The sequence below is a fragment of the Formosa sp. Hel1_31_208 genome (genome assembly GCF_900104785.1).
In the GTDB taxonomy this organism is placed as follows: domain Bacteria; phylum Bacteroidota; class Bacteroidia; order Flavobacteriales; family Flavobacteriaceae; genus Psychroserpens.
Map to the genome: position 1 here is coordinate 1,948,931 of NZ_LT629733.1, position 19,064 is coordinate 1,967,994.

Annotated in this window: 21 protein-coding genes and 1 other RNA gene; 15 read left to right on the plus strand and 7 right to left on the minus strand. The window is 34.6% G+C overall.

Features of this window, described 5'->3' with window-relative positions; all coding sequences use genetic code 11:
* Positions 1–16 precede the first annotated feature (16 nt).
* Complete coding sequence (gene rlmD, locus BLT57_RS08775; protein ID WP_091424972.1) at positions 17–1,429, minus strand: 23S rRNA (uracil(1939)-C(5))-methyltransferase RlmD; 1,413 nt, start codon at positions 1,427–1,429, stop codon at positions 17–19.
* 125 nt (positions 1,430–1,554) lie between these two features.
* On the opposite strand from rlmD, the gene BLT57_RS08780 reads away from it, so the two are divergent.
* From BLT57_RS08780 to rocD, 3 genes are all read left to right on the plus strand, one after another.
* The gene (locus tag BLT57_RS08780) at positions 1,555–2,097 is read left to right on the plus strand and encodes an RNA polymerase sigma factor (RefSeq protein ID WP_091424974.1); all 543 of its coding nucleotides are present in this window, start codon (positions 1,555–1,557) and stop codon (positions 2,095–2,097) included.
* On the plus strand, positions 2,087–2,473 hold the full coding sequence (locus tag BLT57_RS08785) for a DUF6768 family protein (RefSeq protein ID WP_091424975.1): 387 nt from the start codon (positions 2,087–2,089) through the stop codon (positions 2,471–2,473). The genes BLT57_RS08780 and BLT57_RS08785 overlap by 11 nt, the downstream gene beginning before the upstream one ends.
* Before the next feature lie 299 nt (positions 2,474–2,772).
* On the plus strand, positions 2,773–4,050 hold the full coding sequence (gene rocD / locus BLT57_RS08790; RefSeq protein WP_091424976.1) for an ornithine--oxo-acid transaminase: 1,278 nt from the start codon (positions 2,773–2,775) through the stop codon (positions 4,048–4,050).
* A 61-nt stretch (positions 4,051–4,111) separates the two neighbouring features.
* Here rocD and BLT57_RS08795 read toward each other — a convergent pair whose 3' ends face one another.
* Together BLT57_RS08795 and BLT57_RS08800 are read right to left on the minus strand one after the other, a co-directional pair.
* A complete protein-coding gene (locus BLT57_RS08795; RefSeq protein ID WP_091424978.1) occupies positions 4,112–4,447 on the minus strand; it encodes a CCC motif membrane protein in 336 nt (111 codons plus the stop codon).
* Positions 4,448–4,456: 9 nt separating this feature from the next.
* On the minus strand, positions 4,457–4,753 hold the full coding sequence (locus BLT57_RS08800) for a DUF2752 domain-containing protein (protein ID WP_231928665.1): 297 nt from the start codon (positions 4,751–4,753) through the stop codon (positions 4,457–4,459).
* Between the two features lie 149 nt (positions 4,754–4,902).
* On the opposite strand from BLT57_RS08800, the gene BLT57_RS08805 reads away from it, so the two are divergent.
* Together BLT57_RS08805 and BLT57_RS08810 are read left to right on the plus strand one after the other, a co-directional pair.
* The gene (locus BLT57_RS08805) at positions 4,903–5,097 is read left to right on the plus strand and encodes a hypothetical protein (protein WP_091424982.1); all 195 of its coding nucleotides are present in this window, start codon (positions 4,903–4,905) and stop codon (positions 5,095–5,097) included.
* Positions 5,094–5,645, plus strand: a complete 552-nt coding sequence (locus tag BLT57_RS08810) for a Smr/MutS family protein (protein ID WP_091424983.1) — start codon at positions 5,094–5,096, stop codon at positions 5,643–5,645. Before BLT57_RS08805 ends, BLT57_RS08810 begins: the two co-directional genes overlap by 4 nt.
* Here the strand turns inward: BLT57_RS08810 and BLT57_RS08815 are convergent.
* Complete coding sequence (locus BLT57_RS08815; protein WP_091424985.1) at positions 5,638–6,561, minus strand: hypothetical protein; 924 nt, start codon at positions 6,559–6,561, stop codon at positions 5,638–5,640. The two genes, BLT57_RS08810 and BLT57_RS08815, sit on opposite strands and share 8 nt — an antisense overlap.
* Positions 6,562–6,696: 135 nt before the next feature.
* Between BLT57_RS08815 and BLT57_RS08820 the strand changes: the two genes are divergently transcribed.
* On the plus strand, positions 6,697–7,839 hold the full coding sequence (locus BLT57_RS08820) for a cysteine desulfurase family protein (RefSeq protein ID WP_091424988.1): 1,143 nt from the start codon (positions 6,697–6,699) through the stop codon (positions 7,837–7,839).
* A gap of 11 nt (positions 7,840–7,850) precedes the next feature.
* On the opposite strand, the gene BLT57_RS08825 is transcribed toward BLT57_RS08820, so the two are convergent.
* Positions 7,851–10,334 (minus strand): TonB-dependent receptor, encoded by a 2,484-nt coding sequence (locus BLT57_RS08825; protein ID WP_091424990.1) that lies wholly within the window; start codon positions 10,332–10,334, stop codon positions 7,851–7,853.
* A gap of 12 nt (positions 10,335–10,346) precedes the next feature.
* Complete coding sequence (locus BLT57_RS08830) at positions 10,347–12,032, minus strand: M23 family metallopeptidase (RefSeq protein ID WP_091424992.1); 1,686 nt, start codon at positions 12,030–12,032, stop codon at positions 10,347–10,349.
* A gap of 279 nt (positions 12,033–12,311) precedes the next feature.
* Between BLT57_RS08830 and BLT57_RS08835 the strand changes: the two genes are divergently transcribed.
* The 4 genes from BLT57_RS08835 to rny all read left to right on the plus strand — a co-directional run bounded on the left by BLT57_RS08835 (position 12,312) and on the right by rny (position 14,745).
* The gene (locus BLT57_RS08835) at positions 12,312–12,602 is read left to right on the plus strand and encodes a hypothetical protein (RefSeq protein WP_091424993.1); all 291 of its coding nucleotides are present in this window, start codon (positions 12,312–12,314) and stop codon (positions 12,600–12,602) included.
* 16 nt (positions 12,603–12,618) lie between these two features.
* Positions 12,619–12,912 (plus strand): cell division protein ZapA, encoded by a 294-nt coding sequence (locus tag BLT57_RS08840; RefSeq protein WP_091424995.1) that lies wholly within the window; start codon positions 12,619–12,621, stop codon positions 12,910–12,912.
* 55 nt (positions 12,913–12,967) lie between these two features.
* Positions 12,968–13,114: non-coding RNA, 6S RNA (ssrS, locus tag BLT57_RS08845), on the plus strand.
* Positions 13,115–13,167: 53 nt separating this feature from the next.
* Entirely contained in the window at positions 13,168–14,745 is a 1,578-nt protein-coding gene (gene rny, locus BLT57_RS08850) for a ribonuclease Y (RefSeq protein ID WP_091424997.1), read from the plus strand.
* A 47-nt stretch (positions 14,746–14,792) separates the two neighbouring features.
* On the opposite strand, the gene xerA is transcribed toward rny, so the two are convergent.
* Positions 14,793–15,701 carry a site-specific tyrosine recombinase/integron integrase gene (gene xerA / locus BLT57_RS08855; protein WP_091424998.1) on the minus strand — a complete coding sequence of 303 codons (909 nt, stop codon included), beginning with the start codon at positions 15,699–15,701 and terminating at the stop codon, positions 14,793–14,795.
* Positions 15,702–15,952: 251 nt separating this feature from the next.
* On the opposite strand from xerA, the gene BLT57_RS08860 reads away from it, so the two are divergent.
* The 5 genes from BLT57_RS08860 (at position 15,953) to BLT57_RS08880 (ending at position 19,063) form a co-directional block, all read left to right on the plus strand.
* Positions 15,953–16,456 carry an outer membrane beta-barrel protein gene (locus BLT57_RS08860; protein WP_091425000.1) on the plus strand — a complete coding sequence of 168 codons (504 nt, stop codon included), beginning with the start codon at positions 15,953–15,955 and terminating at the stop codon, positions 16,454–16,456.
* Positions 16,457–16,642: 186 nt separating this feature from the next.
* Positions 16,643–17,239, plus strand: coding sequence for an OmpW family outer membrane protein (locus BLT57_RS08865; protein WP_091425002.1), 597 nt, complete (start codon positions 16,643–16,645; stop codon positions 17,237–17,239).
* A gap of 181 nt (positions 17,240–17,420) precedes the next feature.
* Positions 17,421–18,029, plus strand: a complete 609-nt coding sequence (locus tag BLT57_RS08870) for a porin family protein (protein WP_091425003.1) — start codon at positions 17,421–17,423, stop codon at positions 18,027–18,029.
* Positions 18,030–18,106: 77 nt separating this feature from the next.
* A complete protein-coding gene (gene aroQ, locus BLT57_RS08875) occupies positions 18,107–18,526 on the plus strand; it encodes a type II 3-dehydroquinate dehydratase (RefSeq protein WP_091425004.1) in 420 nt (139 codons plus the stop codon).
* A gap of 54 nt (positions 18,527–18,580) precedes the next feature.
* A complete protein-coding gene (locus tag BLT57_RS08880) occupies positions 18,581–19,063 on the plus strand; it encodes a hypothetical protein (RefSeq protein ID WP_157717156.1) in 483 nt (160 codons plus the stop codon).
* Position 19,064 lies beyond the last annotated feature (1 nt).

The window sequence follows — 19,064 nt, forward strand, 5'->3', positions numbered from 1 at the left end:
TATCAATATTCTAATGTTATCGTTTTTCTAAAAGCACCACGTTTTCTACATGATGGGTTTGTGGAAACATATCCACAGCTTGTGTTTTTGTAATTTGATAGTCCGCTTTCATGAGGGCTAAATCTCTCGCTTGAGTTGCGCTGTTACAACTTACATAAACTATTTTTTTTGGCGCAATATTTAATATTTGATTAACAACATCTTTGTGCATACCATCACGAGGCGGATCGGTAATGATGACATCTGGATGTCCGTGTTCGGTAATAAATTGAGTATTGAATACAGTTTTCATATCACCAACAAAGAAGTCAACGTTTTCAATCCTATTTAATTGTGCATTCTCTTTTGCAGCTTTAATAGCATCTGGTACTGCTTCAACACCAATGACGTGTTTGGCTTGTTTTGCAATAAATTGTGCAATTGTTCCTGTTCCAGTATAGAGATCATAGACAAGTTCATCACCATTCAATTCTGCAAAATTGCGAGTGATTTTATACAGCTCATAGGCTTGAGCCGAATTGGTCTGGTAGAACGATTTCGCATTGATTTTAAAGCGTAAACCTTCCATCTCTTCAAAAATGTGATCATTTCCTTTGTGACAAATTACATCTTGATCGTAGATGGTATCATTCGCTTTTCCGTTAATTACATATTGTAACGAGCTTATCTCTGGAAACGTATCTGCAAGGTGATTTAGCAGTAACTCACGCTTTTCTTTATCTTCTTTAAAAAATTGAATGAGCACCATGAGATCTCCTGTTGTAGCAGTTCTGATCATTAAGGTACGGAGAAAACCCGTTTGATGTCGTGTATTGAAAAACTCTAATCCGTTGGATACCGCAAATGCTTTTACTTCGTTTCTAATAGCGTTTGAAGGGTCTGCTTGTAGCCAGCACTTATTGATATCTAAAATCTTATCCCACATTCCTGGAATATGAAAACCTAATGCATTACGGTCTCCTAAATCCTCGTCAGATTGAACTTCTTCAATAGTTAACCAACGACTATCACTAAATGAAAACTCCATTTTATTTCTATAGAAGTATTGCTCTGTAGACCCTAGGATAGGAGTAACCTCTGGAAGTTCTAAATGCCCAAGACGCACGAGATTATTTGTGACTTCTTTCTGCTTGTATTCTAATTGGAAACGGTAGTCCATATCCTGCCATTTGCAACCACCACAAACACCAAAATGTTCACATTTTGCATCCGTACGTTTTTCAGATAATTTATGAAATTTTATGGCTTTGCCTTCAAAATAGGCTTTTCGTTTTTTGAAGGTTTGCACATCAACAACATCACCTGGCACTGCATTAGGCAAAAATATAACGCGGCCATCTGGAGCTTTTGCAACTGTTTTCCCTTTTGCACCAGCATCAATAACTTCGATGTTTTCAAAAATCTGTCTTTTGTTGTTTCGTCTAGCCATGATGCAAAAATAATAATCGCCATAGATAAACTATAGCGAAATAGAATTATCTTTAAAAAACTTCAGTTTAAAATGAACCTTTTAGTTTGATTAGCGTCTTGTAATTATAAAACAACCCATAGGTGATGCGTATCGAAGATGAAATCTTAGTGAAAGAGTATCGATCAGGAAACAAAGAAGCCTTGACTATTTTAGTAAAAAAATGGCATATTATCTTTTGTAAAAAAGCCCTTTGGATTTTGAAAGACCCTCATTTATCGAAAGATGTTGCTCAAGAGACTTGGCAAGTTGTTATTGCTAAAATAGAAGACCTAAAAGATCCGGCCAGTTTTGGAAGTTGGGCTTTGCGTATCGTATATTCAAAATCTTTAGATATGTTAAGAGTAAAAGCGAGAGCAAAAATATTAGAACGGCAAAAACAAACAGCAGAATTGCCTCAAGAAGAAGACCGTAATGAAGACTCACAACTTAAAGCAGTACTATTAAAAGCCATCTTAAACCTGCCATTGCAACAGCAAAATGTGATAACACTATTTTATAATCAAGAGTATTCATTAAAAGAGATTAGCGAGTTATTAGATATATCAGTAGGAACTGTGAAATCTCGATTATTTCATGCAAGAGAAAAACTGAAAAAATTATTAAAACATAAACATTATGAAAACTAAATTTGAAGATATCGATCAATTAATTAAAGACACCTTAACAGAAGAAGAAGCTAAATTCTATGACTCCTTAGAAGAACAGACTGTTCTGGGAATGGTATTTGGATTGTTTAAAGGTAAGAATAAATGGATCCTCATCTTGATGAATGTAATGACCATAGTATTCTTTGGTTTATTCATTTATTGTGTTGTTAATTTTTTTGACACAAATGAAACGAGAGAATTATTAAAATGGGGGCTAGGTAGCTTAGTGTTTTTATTTGGTGTGAGTATGTTGAAGATTTTTGCATGGATGCAAATGGATAAAAATGCCATTCTAAGAGAAATGAAGCGTTTAGAATTGCAAGTTTCATCTTTGTCTGGAAAAATTTCAGAATAAGATATTAAATCAGTATTAAAATTATTAATTTGCACTCCTTAGGGATGATTTCTTTCCCACGCTGAATTTTCGGACTCTTCGAAAGGATAAAGGTAGATAAGGAATGGTTATTTTAAATGCGCAATGAAATTGAGTTTAAGAAGAATGTAGTGAATTTATTTTAGTTTGTAACGAGTAAGGGTTTTTCAGGATAGCTTGGACTATCGTTAAAAATCATAACGCTGTTAGAAGCTTTAAGAAAACGATAAAAATTTAAAAACTCATTGGCATCGCGGATAAACAATTAAAAACAAATTAAAATGGCTGTTTTAGACCACATTTCATCGCAAGAAGCGATGGCATTAGAAAACAAGTATGGAGCGCAAAATTATCACCCATTACCAGTTGTGCTGACAAAAGGTGAAGGTGTTTTTGTATGGGATGTAGAAGGCAATAAGTATTACGATTTTTTATCGGCTTATTCGTCATTAAATCAAGGGCATTGTCATCCCAAGATTGTTAATGCAATGACAGAACAAGCTCAGCGCCTGTCTTTAACATCCAGAGCATTTTATAATGATATGCTAGGGAAGTACGAGAAATATGCAACCCAATATTTCAAATTCGATAAAATGCTACCCATGAATTCTGGGGCGGAAGCTGTTGAAACGGCTTTGAAACTTTGTCGAAAATGGGCCTATGAAGTTAAAGGGGTTGACTTAAATAAAGCCGAGATTGTTGTTTGTAACAATAATTTTCATGGAAGAACAACTACAATTATTTCATTCTCTAATGATCCTGTAGCAAGAAAACATTTTGGTCCTTATACAGAAGGTTTTATTAAAGTGGAATATGATAATCTTGAAGCTCTAGAAGCTGTTTTAAGTACAAATCCAAATGTTGCAGGATTTATGGTTGAACCAATTCAAGGTGAGGCTGGTGTATTTGTGCCTGGTGAAAACTACTTGAGAGAAGCGAAGGCCCTATGTGAGAAATATAATGTGTTATTTATAGCAGACGAAGTACAAACAGGAATAGCACGTACAGGACGTTTATTAGCTAGCTGTGGAAACTGTAGTTGTCCAAACAAAGATTGTTCGGGCACTCCAGATGTAAAACCAGATATCTTGGTATTAGGTAAAGCATTGAGTGGTGGTATGTATCCAGTATCGGCAGTCATGGCAAATAATGACATAATGAATGTGATTCAACCTGGTAACCACGGTAGCACCTTTGGAGGGAATCCTATCGCTGCTGCTGTAGCTATTGCTGCTTTAGAAGTTGTTAAAGATGAAAGTTTGGCAGAAAATGCAGATCAAATGGGTGAGCTATTTCGAAGTGAAATGAATCGCTATATTGAAAACAGCAACATTGTAAATTTAGTAAGAGGAAAAGGACTTTTGAATGCGATAGTCATCAATGATGACGAGGATAGTGATAAAGCTTGGAACATTTGCCTTGCACTTCGTGATAATGGCTTATTGGCAAAACCAACGCATGGAAATATTATCCGTTTTGCACCACCATTAGTGATGACGAGAGAGCAATTATTGGATTGTGTATCTATTATCACTAAGACCCTAAAAGATTTTGAATAATATCAAACATATAAGTTAAAAAAGCGACCTATATGGTCGCTTTTTTATTGTATTGTAATTATTATTGATTCTGTTGTTGCATTTCTTCAACCATCTTCATGTAATTATCCATGATTTCATCATATTGACCAGTTGCCATGAGATACAACCATATAGCGAAAATGATCACACTTAATACCAAGCCAATGATTGCAATTATTTTTGCAGTTTTCACTTGATTGAAGTTGTCATAAAGCTCTGGTTCTTCGGCATAGGTTTTTTCGTCTTTTTTAACCAGAAATAATGCGATTCCTGATAAAATTAATCCACCAATTCCGCTTGTGCAACAGCAAGCAATGAATGATAAGATAGCGAGTACGATACTGATTGTGGCATTAGGTAATTTTTGCTTTTCCATGTGATAATGTTAAGAGATTAGTTTAATGATATAATTAGTTAATATGAAAACTATGGATGTGATTGCCAATATACTAATGATTTTACTTCCATTTTTAAATTTAAAGAAAATATTTAAACTGATATATCCAAACAGCATTATCAATGGGTAAATTGCCGGATACATCTTAAAAGCTTCTATGAATTCTCCATGGAATAAATGTACTAATGCACGTTGTCCGCCACAACCAAAGCATTCGAAACCAAATAGCTTTTTATTTAAACATGTGAACATATAATCTTCTGGAGACATCATAGTAAAGTACATTGGTCTCACAAAAGTAATAAAATTGAAACATACGGCTTTATAAAATTAGTAGGCATTAAAAGATCTAAATAATGGCACCTCATTTCTTTAATGCTTTTAAAAAAGCGTATTTTCGATAAATAATTATAACATTGATATTTTCATACTATATGTCTAGAATAATCAGCTATTTTTTAATTGTAATTGGCGGACTTGTAGCAATTTACGCACAAGCTAAAGAAGATCAGAATCAATATGTCCTTATTGCTGGAATCGTTATTTTAATGATGGGAATCTATCGCGTATCGAGAAATATTCCTAGTAAAAGAGATCAAGATAATGACAATCAAAATACGTCGTTATGAGTTTTAGTATTGGAGACATAGTGTCTGTTTTAGATGAAGCCATTAACGGGAGAGTAACCAATATTGCAGGGCACACCATAACCATTGAAACTGACGAGGGTTTTGAAATGGAGTTTAAATCTTCTGAAATTATAAAAACCAATTCCTTATCACCAAAACTCTTTTCGAATATAGATGTAACGACTGTGATAAAAGAAAAAGAGCAATCTCAAAAACGAAAATCAGTTAAGGTGAAACCTAAAGAAAGGAACTTGCCAATGATGGAAGTCGATTTGCACATCCATCACCTCACATCGTCTTATAAACGCATGAGTAATTTTGATATGCTTAATCTTCAAATGGATACCGCGAAACGGAAGTTGGATTTTGCAATTAAAAAACGTATCTCAAAGATTGTTTTTATTCACGGTGTTGGAGAAGGGGTTCTTAAAACCGAATTAGAATATTTGTTTGGTCGTTATGAGAATATCAAACATTCTCCAGCAGACTATCAAAAATACGGATTAGGAGCTACTGAGGTTTATATTCTACAGAATAAACCTAGTTAAAAATAGGTTCCCCAGATCGCGTATCACTAGTAATGCTTGTATCATCTAAAGTGCCAAAGTCGAAATTGTCTTGTGTTAGATTTGGTAATTGAATGTTTTCAACGAGAATACTAATAGTATACACTTGGTTTATAGGATGTGCTATAAATGCCGTTGCAGGAACTGTAATACTGATATTGTCATTTAAATAATCAGCACCTATATCAGGCTCTGTTACATCATTAAGCGGATTGTTATCTGCGTTAATACTTTCTTCATCTCTCGTGGCAACACCATCATTGTCGTCATCAGTGTCTAGATAGTCAGGAGTGCCATCATTATCAGTGTCTTGAGCATCAATAAGTCCGAAATCTTCCGTATAATTGGGGTTTTCAGCGGTGGTTAAGACGTTGTCTCCATCATCATCTACATCTAAATAGTTTGGAATACCATCGTTATCTGTATCAATGGCATCTGGGTAAGTCCCATCTTCAGCCTGTTCACCTCGACCTTCAAATTCAGCAGGAATACCATCATTGTCATCTTCAACTAAAACCGTAGTAATGGTTGCTGTACCTGAGGTGCTTTCGGCGTCGCTTAAAATATCGATACTTGCCGAAGGTATATCATTACAGAATACTAATAGCGGATCAGGAGCTGCAGAATAGGTTCGGTAGTTGAAGGCGTTGTTAGTGCTTGAGAACTCAAATGCTTCTACATATATATTATTATCCTCTACTTCTAAAAATTCATCTATTGTGCGCCCTATCAATTGTATCGATAAGGTTTCTGGAGGTGTATCTTTTGTTTTATAAAATACGAGATCACCACAGGTTTCAAAAGTATCATCAAATTCAAGCGTTACTTCAAATATATCACCATCATCACAGGAGCTAAATGATAATCCAAATAAAAAGATATAAAGTAGTTGTCGCATCACTATAGATTTTGAAACAAAAATAAAAGATTTGGGTATTTAACCCGTGGCTTTAACAAATTATTTTGTTGTTCGCTTTTTACAGTTTTGAAAACCCTAAGAATGTTGCATCTTTGTAGGACGATATTAAAAACTATGAATACTGTTTATTTTGATAATGCTGCAACGACACAAATTCGTGATGAAGTCATTAATTGCATGAGCGATGTAATGAAAATTAATTACGGAAATGCTTCATCAACACATAGTTATGGTCGTCAATCTAAAGCATTAATAGAGTCATCTAGAAAGCGTATTGCCAGCCATTTTAATGTGTCTGCCGCAGAAATTGTTTTTACGTCTGGAGGTACTGAAGCTGATAATTTAGTATTGAGAAGTGCAGTTAGAGATTTGGGTGTTACCGAAATTATTACCTCTAAAATTGAGCACCATGCCATATTGCATACGGTAGATGAATTAAAAAAAGAATTTAATATTTCAATCCAATATGTGAATGTTGATACGTACGGTGATATTGATCTCACTCATCTTGCAGAAGTATTGCAGTCCACTCATAAGCAATTAGTCACCTTAATGCATGTCAACAATGAAATAGGGAATAAACTGGATATTATTAAGGTAGCTCACTTATGTAAAGCTAATAACGCATTATTCCATAGTGATACCGTACAATCTGTAGGTCATTATCGTTTAGATCTCGAGACTATTCCTATTGATTATTTGGCTGCCAGTGCCCATAAGTTTCACGGACCAAAAGGCGTTGGGTTTGCATTTCTTCGGAAAAATAGTGGACTTCGAGCGTCGATTTTTGGTGGAGAGCAGGAGCGTGGGTTGCGAGCTGGAACAGAATCTATTCATAATATCGTAGGAATGGATGAGGCATTGCAAATGGCTTATGATAACTTGCAAAAGGAAAGTGCATACATATTAGATATCAAATCCTATTTTATCAATCAGATCAAAGCAACGTTTCCTCAGGTACGTTTTAACGGACAATCGGGAAATCTCGAAAACAGTACCTATACACTAGTGAACGTGTGTTTACCAATAGCTTCGGAGAAAGCAGGATTATTACAGTTTCAATTAGATCTAAAAGGCATTGCATGTTCTAAAGGAAGCGCATGTCAAAGTGGAAGTGCGCAAAGTTCTCACGTACTTACTGAAATATTAGATGAAGACCATTTGCAACGTCCTTCAGTGCGGTTTTCGTTTAGTCGATACAACACAAAGGCCGACGTAGATTATGTAATCGAAGTCTTAAAGGAGTTTATTGAATAATTGATATTCAATTAAAATCGCGTACTCAGTCTCACATTAAATACACGAGGAGTCAAAAAGTTAGGAATGGCAAATTGTCGTTTGCTGTAGACATCTCTTACCCACGTATTGGTAATTGTGTTTTGGGCATTAAACATATTGAAGATTTCAACACCAATAGTTAATTCTTTGAATTTTCGTTTCCAACTTGAATTATAGGTTTTGTTTGGGTCAACCAAAACATATGACACACCTAGATCTGCACGTCTATAATCTCGTAAACGCGTCTGAAAATCGTAAGGGTCTGCATAACTTGGAGAGCCCCCTGGCACGCCAGTATTGTATACTAAATTGAGATACATTTTAAGTTCTGGAATATTTGGCACGTAATCTTGAAACAAGATTCCAAATTTTAAGCGTTGATCTGTAGGACGTGCGATGAAGCCTCTATCCTCGATATTTTCTTCTGTTTTTAAATAACCAAAACTAAACCAGCTTTCAGTTCCAGGTACAAATTCACCATTGAGTCTGAAGTCTAATCCGTAGGCATAAGCAGTTGCATTGTTTCCCGCTCTATAACGTATTCTTACATTTTCTAATGTATATGGATTCACATCTGTTAACCCTTTGTAGTACGCTTCGGAAACAAGCTTAAATGGACGATCCCACAGTTTGAAACTATATTCGTTTCCTATCACGATATGAAATGATTTTTGAGCTTTCACATTTGGTTGTACAATACCAGAAGAATCTCTTAATTCTCTATAAAATGGTGGCTGGTAATACAAGCCCCCTGCGACACGGAACAACATATCCTTTTCCCAATCTGGTTTTATTGCAAACTGTCCTCTCGGACTAAAAACTATCTGATTAGAACTAGACACACCATCTTGGTTAGGCACATCGCTATTCACATTCCAGCTGTGCACGCGAACGCCTGCGTTATAAAAAACGTCGTTGTTACCAATAGTTGTGCGCTTACTCCATTGAGCATAAGCTTGAAGTCTGTCGATTTGAACGCCATTAGTTGCTCTCACATTTTGAAAAGCGACCAATGGTCCTTCAAAAGGTTCATAAGGTTGGTTATTTGGAATATCAAAAATAGGAGGTCGTACCGAAAAACCAGCACTATCAATAACTTCCCATTCTACCAAACGATCCCTTATGTCTTCATGGGTGTATTTTAGCGACCATTCTAAGGTACTCTCGTCATCAATTTTATAATCTCCTTTATGTTCAACGTTTACAATAAGGGCATCTAAGTCATTTCGACCATGCGTTAGCTGTGAGCCAATGCCTTCAGAAAACTCCACCTCTCCTAAATTTTCGTCACCAATATTACTATTAACTTCTCCTAGTCGGTACTGTGCTAAAATATCAAAATACTCTTCTTCAGTTGTATGATAGGCAGATCCAATAAGTTTCAAGGTAAGGTCCTCATTGGCGAAGTAGTTAGCTTTAAATGCTCCAAATGCTGTTAAGTATTGATCTCTTTCTTGTCCATCATAAAAGACTAGTAAAGCAACTGGGTCATCCAGTGTTCCAAAATTTGTTTGTCTGTTTTTAGGTCGGAACGTATATTTATTCAGGGAAAGGTTTCCGAGGAAATTTAAATGAAACTTATCAGTAAATCGATAAGTTAAATAGGTTTGAGCATCAGCAAATACAGGCCTGACGTTGGTTTCAGTTTCTAAAGAATTAATCAATAAACTATTATCTCTATAACGCAGTCCGACAATCCCCGAAAACTTAGAATCTTTACTCACAGTTTCTACGGCAACAGAGCCTCCTAATAAACTAGCTTCTGCTCGAACTCCAAATCGAATAGGGGTTCTGTAGGTAATGTCTAAAACCGAAGACAATTTATCACCATACTTTGCCTGAAAACCACCAGCAGAAAAGTCTACGTTTTGAACCAAATCGGTATTCACAAAACTTAATCCTTCTTGTTGTCCAGAACGAATAAGAAACGGACGATACACTTCTATTTCATTAACATAAACCAGATTCTCATCAAAGTTACCACCTCGAACCGAGTACTGTGTACTTAACTCATTTGAAATGTTAACACTTGGCAATGTTTTTAAGATATTTTCAACACCAGGTTGAGCTCCTTTAATGGTTCGTAAAACTTCTGGTGTGATGGTGGTGATACCATCGACAGTTTGTCGCGTATTGCTATTAATTACGACCACGCCAATTTGTTCAATATCTATTTTCATCACAGGATTGAATTCCAGTTCCTGACCGTTTTTTAGGTTAAAAACTTGTTCAACACGCTCATGTGATAAATGAGTGAAAACGACAATTACATCTTGGTTTACTGGGATTTTTAAAACATAAAAACCATTAGTATTAGTTGTAGTCCCTCTCTCTGATCCAGCGATTTTAATATTTACGCCTTCTATGGGATTGTTAGTGTCATCGAGAATGACTCCTTTAATGGTTGCGGTTTGTGCCGTTCCAAAAAACGCAAAACCTAACAAGGCGATAAGTAGTGTAATGTTTAGCTTCAAAAGGTTGTTTTTTTACTTTCTAAAAAATGTTGCTTCAAATGTAGTATTATTTCCAACATTATCAGTAACAATTATTTTTAGATTGTTTTCGGTTTCTACACTAACGTTATCTTCAAAATTATAAGTTAGTGTGTCCTTCTTATAATCATATTCCATCAAAATCCATTTTCCATTAATGGTTGCTCTGTAGTTACTAATGCCAGAAAGGACGTCTTCTATTTTCACTTTTAAATAGTTAAGTTTACTCAGCCATTTCCCATCTTGGAAATTAACTGGCGTAATCGTTGGGGCTTCAATATCACTTGCTAGTGTGAAAGTCCCGAGTACTTTAGTTCGAGCAGATAATGAATTTCCGATACGTTTTGTACTGATATAACTTGGTTTTTGGTAATAACCATATAATTTAGCAATAAATAATTTGTCCTTATCAACCTCGGAGTAGTTGCTAATATCAAATTTAATAGTATAACTTTTTTTCAATGGCACTATATCTTTGTGAAGTTTGAGCGTATCATTAGTTACACTAAAATCCATATGAAAATCTTCATAAAAGGTTTGCTTTGGAAAATAGACAGAAATATTATCTTTTTCTAATGCATTATCTTGATCGGCATATATATATGTAACTGGTTTTAAGTCTGGTGCTTCAAGAATTTCCTTGGCTGTTTTTCCTTTGATAGGGATAGTTAACCAGGTTTCGTTGCCTTTAAAGTCTCGTATACGTACTTTGTAAATATTGTTGGTGCTATCTTCAATTCTCAGGTATCCATTAAAATCTACATCTTTTAACATGCTAAGTGTATTCCCAGTTTGAACAAAAAGCTTCTGAATTCTCGATTTCTTTTCTTTGTAGATTTCAAAATCAATATACCTGTTGATATGTTTTGATTCATCAAACGAGAATCGTTTAAAATCCATTTCAAAGTTTTTGTTTCCATTATAGAACGCCTGAATATTACTCACTCCATTTTTATTAGTTGCAAGGTCTTGTTGATCATAACTCACAATACCAAATCCGATTTCACCTAGTGCATTTATGGGTTCTGTAGTATAATCACCATCTTTTTGAGGTATCAGGCGCAATTCTTTTCTCTTTTTGTTATTGTCAATATGTGACGATCTGTTTTTTGGATAGGCGTATACAGCCGATAAAAACGGAGGCTTGGTGTCTTTAATATCTATTCCAAATAACATTGGATTGATGGGGCGTTCTTGGTTATCTCGGATTTCAAAATGCAAATGTGGACCACCAGAACTTCCTGTATTTCCTGAAAAAGCTACTATTTCATCGGTTGTTATGACCAACTCCTCTGGAGATGGAAATACTTCAACTTCGTAACTCTCCTTATCATATTGACACGCTTTTATGTACTTTTCAATACGCGGTGAAAATTTACTCAAATGCGCATATACACTTACGTAACCATTTGGATGAGTGATGTAAAGTGCCTTTCCATAACCATAATGTGAAATCTTTATTCTACTGACATAGCCTTGTGCTACAGAATAAACATTTAAACCAGTACGCTGTTGTGTTTTTATGTCAAGTCCTGAGTGAAAGTGGTTAGACCGTAACTCAGCAAACGTCCCGGAAAGTACTAAAGTGACATCTAATGGATGTCTAAAATAATCTTGAGGATATGGCGATTGACTAAAGCCAAACTGAGAGAAAAAGACAACTACAATTAAATATTTCATACGATATATACTACGTTAAAGAGTTTAACGTAAAAATATTGATTTTAATTCAATATAGAAAATAATCTATACATAATAATTCCATATCATTCAGCGACAGAATGAATGAGTAAAAATAATAAAGAAAAGGAGAATAAAAAGCTCTGCTCTCATAATTTAAATAAGCTATTTATGAGGCTATTGCTGAGATTACTTCATTATTTTTAAAATTAACATCAAAACAATTGTGATTTTTCAGTTAGTATGTTAACTTTGTTTCATCAGTATTGAAATTTGTAAATGAGTAAAATTGAAGATATTGTTGATTCTCTTGAGAATAAAATAAGTAAGGTTTTACATAAACTTGAAGTTCTTAAGCAAACGAACACGAAATTGTCTCAAGAATTAGCAATACAACAACAGAAAAACATTCAGCAACAAGAAGAAATGAGTTCTTGGGTTGAAAAACACGAAGCGCTCAAAATGGCAAACTCTTTACTGGGCAGTGACGAGAATAACAGAGAAACAAAGCTCAAAATAAACACATTAATTAGAGATATTGATTATTGTATAGCTCAATTGTCTGAATAGTGTAAACGTATTGTAAATGGCCGAACAGCTAAAAATAAAGCTTTCTATAGCTAATCGAGTGTACCCTTTAACAATTGCTCCTAGTCAGGAAGAAGGATTGCGCAAGGCTGCTAAAAAGATAGAAGCCATGATAAATCAGTTTGAGCAAAATTATTCTGTGAGAGATAAGCAAGATGTTTTAGCAATGTGTGCTTTGCAATTTGCCTCTCAAGTAGAGCAAAAAACAATAGATAAAGCCAATGTTAGTGAAGAAGTTGAAGAAAAGCTTGTAGCTTTAAATCAATTACTTCATGAACATATAAGTGCATAACGTTCTTTAAAATAAACAATAGGTTACTGCCTACATTAGTTATTATTTTTGATAAACTCAACGTTAATTCTTTAAAAAGGGTGAGTTGAAGTTGTAAAACCGTGCTGCTAGTGCTGTTCATGCTAAACTTGTTTTAGTATTCCAGTATTTTAGGCAGATTTTTGATCAGCTTGTTAGCCCTAAACTTGTTTTTAAGGAGTTTATACAAAATCCACAACTGATGTAGGCTTTTTTTATATATAAATTTAAATAAACATGGATACGAACACAATTTTAATGATTGTTGGTGGCGTAGTACTAGGTATAGTACTCGGATATATTATTGCAAAAGGATTAGAAAAGAATAACGCATCTAAACTTGTCAAGAATGCACAAAGCGAGGCCAATTCGATTTTAAAAGATGCAAAAAGCGAAGGTGAATCGATTAAAAAGGATAAAATCCTTCAGGCTAAAGAAAAGTTTATTGAACTAAAATCAGAACACGAGAAAGTCATTTTGTCTCGTGATAAGAAAATGGCAGAAGCCGAGAAACGCACTCGCGATAAAGAATCTCAAATTTCTGGCGAATTAGCAAAACAGAAAAAAGCAAATCAATCTTTAGAAGCTAAAATTAAAGATTATGACTTCCGTTTGGAATTTCTTGAGAAAAAGAAAGACGAAGTGGAAAAAGCACATAAGAGTCAGATCAAACAACTGGAAGTTATTTCGGGTCTGTCTGCTGAAGATGCTAAGGCACAGTTGGTTGAATCACTTAAGGGTGAGGCTAAAACTGATGCTATGAGTTATATTCAAGATAGGTTAGAAGAAGCGAAGTTAACGGCCCAACAAGATGCCAAGAAAATTATTATAAATACGATACAGCGTATTGGTACAGAAGAAGCTATTGATAATTGTGTCTCTGTATTCAATATTGAATCTGATGATGTTAAAGGTAGAATTATAGGTCGAGAAGGACGAAATATCCGTGCCATTGAAGCGGCGACAGGCGTAGAGATTATTGTTGACGATACACCAGAGGCGATTATTTTATCGTGCTTTGATTCTGTAAGACGTGAAATTGCACGTTTATCATTACATAAATTAGTGACGGACGGTCGAATTCACCCAGCTCGTATAGAAGAGATTGTTAAAAAAACACAGAAACAAATTGAGCAAGAGATTGTTGAGGTTGGTAAACGAACTGTAATCGATTTGGGGATTCATGGTTTACACCCTGAATTAATAAAATTAGTCGGACGAATGAAATACCGTTCGTCATACGGACAAAATTTATTGCAGCATTCTAGAGAAGTTGCTAAACTATGTGGCGTTATGGCAGCCGAATTAGGCCTAAATCCGAAATTAGCAAAACGCGCAGGCTTATTGCACGATATTGGAAAAGTACCATCTTCAGAAGCCGATATGGAGACCCCTCACGCTATTCTTGGTATGCAATGGGCAGAGAAACATGGAGAAAAAGCAGAAGTGTGCAACGCGATTGGAGCCCATCATGATGAAATTGAAATGACAACATTGTTAGCTCCAATTGTGCAAGTTTGTGATGCAATATCAGGAGCAAGACCTGGAGCAAGACGACAAGTGTTGGATTCATACATACAACGTTTAAAAGATTTAGAAGATGTCGCATTCGGATTCACAGGTGTTAATAAGGCCTATGCGATTCAAGCCGGGCGTGAATTACGTGTTATGGTCGAAAGTGAAAAGGTTTCAGATGAACAAGCTGCAAATCTATCCTTTGAAATCTCTCAAAAAATTCAAACTGATATGACCTATCCAGGACAAGTGAAGGTCACTGTGATACGAGAAACAAGAGCAGTGAATATTGCTAAATAAGTAATTGACAAAATTTTATTAAAAAGTACTCTACACGGGTACTTTTTTTATTTTCTAGGATGATAGCTCATCAATACCTCTTTTAAATGCGACCGATCTACATGCATATATATTTCCGTAGTTGTAATGCTTTCATGACCAAGCATGAGTTGAATTGCTCTCAAATCTGCGCCATTCTCGAGTAGATGTGTTGCAAACGAATGTCGGAAGGTATGAGGAGAGATCACTTTATTGAGGCGGATCGCTTTTGCGAGATCTTTTATAATGGTGAATATCATAGCTCGAGTTAATTGCTTCCCTCTATTATTAAGGAATAAAGTGTCCTTATGTTCAGGATGAATGATGATGTGAGCTCTTATGTCTCTCCAAATATTGATATACTTTTGAGTATTTGGTCCTATAGGTACAAAACGCTGTTTGTCGCCTTTTCCGGTCACTTTTATAAAGCCTTCATCGAAAAATAAATCAGAAATTTTAAGATTTATAAGTTCACTCACGCGAAGGCCGCAGCTGTATAGGGTTTCTAGAATCACTCTATTGCGTTCTCCTATTCTAACACCATTATATGATTTGCTAAGGTCTATAGCGCCAATTAAGGCATCTATTTCCTCTAATGCTAAGGTGTCGGGAAGCTTTCTTCCAATTTTAGGAGATTCAATATGATCTAATGGGTTTGTTTTTCTGTAATCTTCAAAAACCAAATACGTAAAAAAACTTCGTAAACCTGATATTAAACGAGATTGTGATCTCGTGTTGAGCTCTTTTGATGTCTGATAAATGAATTGCTGAATGGTGTCATATTCTATATGAATAGGTGACAGATTGATATGATGATTGTCTAAGTAACGTATTAATTTATCAATATCTAGGGCATAGTTTGTTATTGAATTAGAAGAAAGTCCCCGTTCAATTCTGAGGTAATATTTGTAATCATTAAGAGCATCTTGCCACTTCATAGTCTTGTTTACGTGCTTATTAAACAAAAATAGGTTAAATATAACGTAAATAATAAGCTAAATAGGGCTATTAGGTATACGTTATATGATGCATTTTTAATAAATTGTTAATAACTTAACATTTTAAATTACTGATATAGAGTGCTTTAAGATATTTTGTTTATAAAATTGTTAATAAGATGTAAAAAAATGTTTACAAAATGAAAAAAAAGCACTTAGTTTGTATTTATCAATTTTAAAACTTTTTAATTATGAAAAAATTAATGTTATTAGCTGCGTTTGCAGTATTTGGATTAACTAGTGTAACTGCTCAAAATTTTTCTGCGGGAATAACTGCAGGTCTTCCAGTTGGAGATTTTGGAGATTTCTACACATTTAATGTAGGTTTAGACCTTAACTACATGTGGGAAGTATCTGATTCTTTTGAAGCAGGTGTTGCTTCTGGATTTAATCAATCTTTTGGTGATGAGCAATCATTTACATTTTTAGGAACTACTGTTACTTCTGATGTTGAAGATTTTCAGTACATTCCTTTAGCTGCAGCAGGTCGTTTCAATGCGTCTGACGATTTCCAAGTAGGAGCAGACTTAGGTTATGCAATAGCTGTTGGTGATGGTGATGGAGGATTCTATTACAGACCAATGGTAGGTTATAACGTAGCCGAAAACACTCAAATCACGGTATCTTACAGAGGTATTAGTGTAGATGGTGGAAGCTTCTCAACTGTAAATGCAGGGGTGAACTTCGGATTCTAATCTATGTAATTATTAAAAAAAAGGAAGTCTTCGGGCTTCCTTTTTCATGTCGTAAACACGTTGAAATATCATTTTTTATCGATGAAATGCATAAAAATATGTTATTTTTCTTGTGAATTATAAAAAATACGATTATGTTTGCCGACTAATTTAAAATTATAAACCAAATTTTTAAACTTAATTATTATGAAAAAAGTATTACTTATTGCTGCAGTTGCAGTATTCGGATTTACAAATGTAAATGCACAAGATGAAAACACTACTGGTGGATTCGCAAATGGAGATCTTTATGTTTCAGGTACTGTTGGATTCAATAGTGCGTCTCAAGGAGATGCAAAAGCAAATGATTTAACTTTTTCTCCTACTGTAGGATACTTCATTAGTGAAAACATCGCTTTAGAATTTAACTTGTTAGTGGGTTCAGCTAAAGAAGAGTTTGGAAGTGCTGAAGATAAGTCGACTTCATTCGGAGGTGGTTTAGGAGCTACTTACTTCTTTACACCATCTAGTCAATTTTCTTTTACTTTAGGAGCAGGAGTTTCTTATGTAAATAGCAAATTTGAACCAGCAGGTGGAGGAGAACTTAAAAACAATACATTTGCTATTGCTGTTGCGCCAGGTGTAAACTATTTTGTTTCTGATTGTTTCGCACTTAGAGCATCTATTGGAGCATTATCTTATGCAAGTTCTAAAGATGATTTTGATGGCGCTGAAGCTGTCAATTCTTTTGGATTAAATTTAGATTTATCTGACATCAACTTTGGTGTGACTTACAAATTCTAATTTTAGACATCATAAAATTATAAGAACCGAAGCTTACGAGCTTCGGTTTTTTTGTGCTTAATAGTTGCCTTATAAATACTAAAGCGCTAGAAAACTGATGATTATCATTTTGTAAACTAATTATGAGATTTACATTTACCAGTGTTATTTTATTTGTAAATAATTAATTAAACTATAAATCATGAAAAAATTACTAGTATGTTTGTTTGTAACAGTATTTGCATTGGCATTTGTAAATGCCCAAAATACTAATGAGTCCGTAAAGTTTGGCGCTAAAGCAGGCGTGAATTTTTCAGATATTACTGGAGATGACGCTGATAGCTTTAAAGGAAGAACATCGTTTCACGTTGGCGGAGCTGTGGAAATCCCGATATCTGAGTCATTCTCTATACAACCTGAAATTCTCTATTCTTCTCAAGGATCAGACTGGGAAGAGATGTTTGAAGGAATGACATTTAGCGGTACTGTAAAAGCTGATTTTCTTAATGTTCCGATTATGGCTAAATATTATGTCGTCGAAGGTTTAAGTATTGAAGCTGGACCGCAAGTTGGAATTCTTTTATCTGCTAAGGAAGAGACTGAAGGCGAAGAAGTAGATATAAAGGATGATCTTAAAGGCATTGATTTCGGTGTTAATTTTGGTTTAGGTTATCAACTAGATAATGGTATAAATTTCGCAGCACGATATAATTTAGGTCTAAGCGACCTTAATGATAATCCAGACTTTTTAGGAGAATCCTCTTATAAGAATAGTGTGATTCAACTATCCGTTGGTTACTTCTTTCAATAAACTAAAGGTATAGTTTATAAAAAACCGAAGCATGTAGCTTCGGTTTTTTTTGTGCTAAAATTTAATATCTTTACTTTATGAAAAAACTCATTATTATTAATGGCCCAAATATCAATTTATTGGGTAAACGAGAAACTAATATCTACGGCAATCAATCGTTTACAGACTTTTTTCAAACCTTAGTCAATAAGTATCCCAATATCACGTTAGAACACTATCAATCCAATATTGAAGGAGAGCTCATTGATAAACTACAAGATGTAGGTTATACATATGATGGTATCATTTTAAATGCGGCAGCTTATACGCATACGTCGGTTGGAATAGGAGATGCTGTTAAAGCTATAAATACACCTGTAGTTGAAGTTCATATCTCAAATACATTTGCGCGAGAAGAATTTAGACACCAGTCCTTTATATCGCCAAATGCACATGGTGTAATTTTAGGCTTCGGTCTTCAGAGTTATGCGTTAGCACTTCAAAGTTTCTTGGATTGATTTAAGATTATATAGCAAAAATGCTAAGATCATTTCATTTAATTGATGTACCCTATGAAACAGTTCGTATTTTTTTTAATTTGTATTCCATTTCTAAGTCTAAATATAGAGGCTCAAAATCAAACAACATTTGGCTTGAAAGGCGGTTTGAACCTCACATTCTTTCAAGTTGTTGAAAGTAATTTTGGACCGAGTACAGAAACAGAAGTTGGTTATTATGGCGGTTTTTTTGTAAATGTTGAAATTGATGAAGGGTTTTCTATTCAGCCAGAATTTCTATATATAGGTTTGAGTGATTTTAAGTTTTTAAACGCACCAATCTATGTAAGCTATGAAGTTGTAAATAATCTTAACATTTTAGTTGGTCCAAGTATGAATTATTTCTTTGACTTTTTTGTTAATAAGTTTAAAGTAAGAGGTGATATAAGCGTAGCTTTTCAACTTAGCGATATACTAGATGCTCATGTCAAATACACCTTAGGTTTCGAGGAACTTTCGCCTAACGGTTTGTTTTTTGGAGTAGGAATTCGTTTATAAA

Coding starts and splice junctions, on each gene's coding strand:
- rlmD (WP_091424972.1), bottom strand. CDS start 1,429: ATGGCTAGACGAAACAACAAAAGACAGATTTTTGAAAACATCGAAGTT.
- BLT57_RS08780 (WP_091424974.1), top strand. CDS start 1,555: ATGCGTATCGAAGATGAAATCTTAGTGAAAGAGTATCGATCAGGAAAC.
- BLT57_RS08785 (WP_091424975.1), top strand. CDS start 2,087: ATGAAAACTAAATTTGAAGATATCGATCAATTAATTAAAGACACCTTA.
- rocD (WP_091424976.1), top strand. CDS start 2,773: ATGGCTGTTTTAGACCACATTTCATCGCAAGAAGCGATGGCATTAGAA.
- BLT57_RS08795 (WP_091424978.1), bottom strand. CDS start 4,447: ATGGAAAAGCAAAAATTACCTAATGCCACAATCAGTATCGTACTCGCT.
- BLT57_RS08800 (WP_231928665.1), bottom strand. CDS start 4,753: ATGTACTTTACTATGATGTCTCCAGAAGATTATATGTTCACATGTTTA.
- BLT57_RS08805 (WP_091424982.1), top strand. CDS start 4,903: ATGTCTAGAATAATCAGCTATTTTTTAATTGTAATTGGCGGACTTGTA.
- BLT57_RS08810 (WP_091424983.1), top strand. CDS start 5,094: ATGAGTTTTAGTATTGGAGACATAGTGTCTGTTTTAGATGAAGCCATT.
- BLT57_RS08815 (WP_091424985.1), bottom strand. CDS start 6,561: ATGCGACAACTACTTTATATCTTTTTATTTGGATTATCATTTAGCTCC.
- BLT57_RS08820 (WP_091424988.1), top strand. CDS start 6,697: ATGAATACTGTTTATTTTGATAATGCTGCAACGACACAAATTCGTGAT.
- BLT57_RS08830 (WP_091424992.1), bottom strand. CDS start 12,032: ATGAAATATTTAATTGTAGTTGTCTTTTTCTCTCAGTTTGGCTTTAGT.
- BLT57_RS08835 (WP_091424993.1), top strand. CDS start 12,312: ATGAGTAAAATTGAAGATATTGTTGATTCTCTTGAGAATAAAATAAGT.
- BLT57_RS08840 (WP_091424995.1), top strand. CDS start 12,619: ATGGCCGAACAGCTAAAAATAAAGCTTTCTATAGCTAATCGAGTGTAC.
- rny (WP_091424997.1), top strand. CDS start 13,168: ATGGATACGAACACAATTTTAATGATTGTTGGTGGCGTAGTACTAGGT.
- xerA (WP_091424998.1), bottom strand. CDS start 15,701: ATGAAGTGGCAAGATGCTCTTAATGATTACAAATATTACCTCAGAATT.
- BLT57_RS08860 (WP_091425000.1), top strand. CDS start 15,953: ATGAAAAAATTAATGTTATTAGCTGCGTTTGCAGTATTTGGATTAACT.
- BLT57_RS08865 (WP_091425002.1), top strand. CDS start 16,643: ATGAAAAAAGTATTACTTATTGCTGCAGTTGCAGTATTCGGATTTACA.
- BLT57_RS08870 (WP_091425003.1), top strand. CDS start 17,421: ATGAAAAAATTACTAGTATGTTTGTTTGTAACAGTATTTGCATTGGCA.
- aroQ (WP_091425004.1), top strand. CDS start 18,107: ATGAAAAAACTCATTATTATTAATGGCCCAAATATCAATTTATTGGGT.
- BLT57_RS08880 (WP_157717156.1), top strand. CDS start 18,581: ATGAAACAGTTCGTATTTTTTTTAATTTGTATTCCATTTCTAAGTCTA.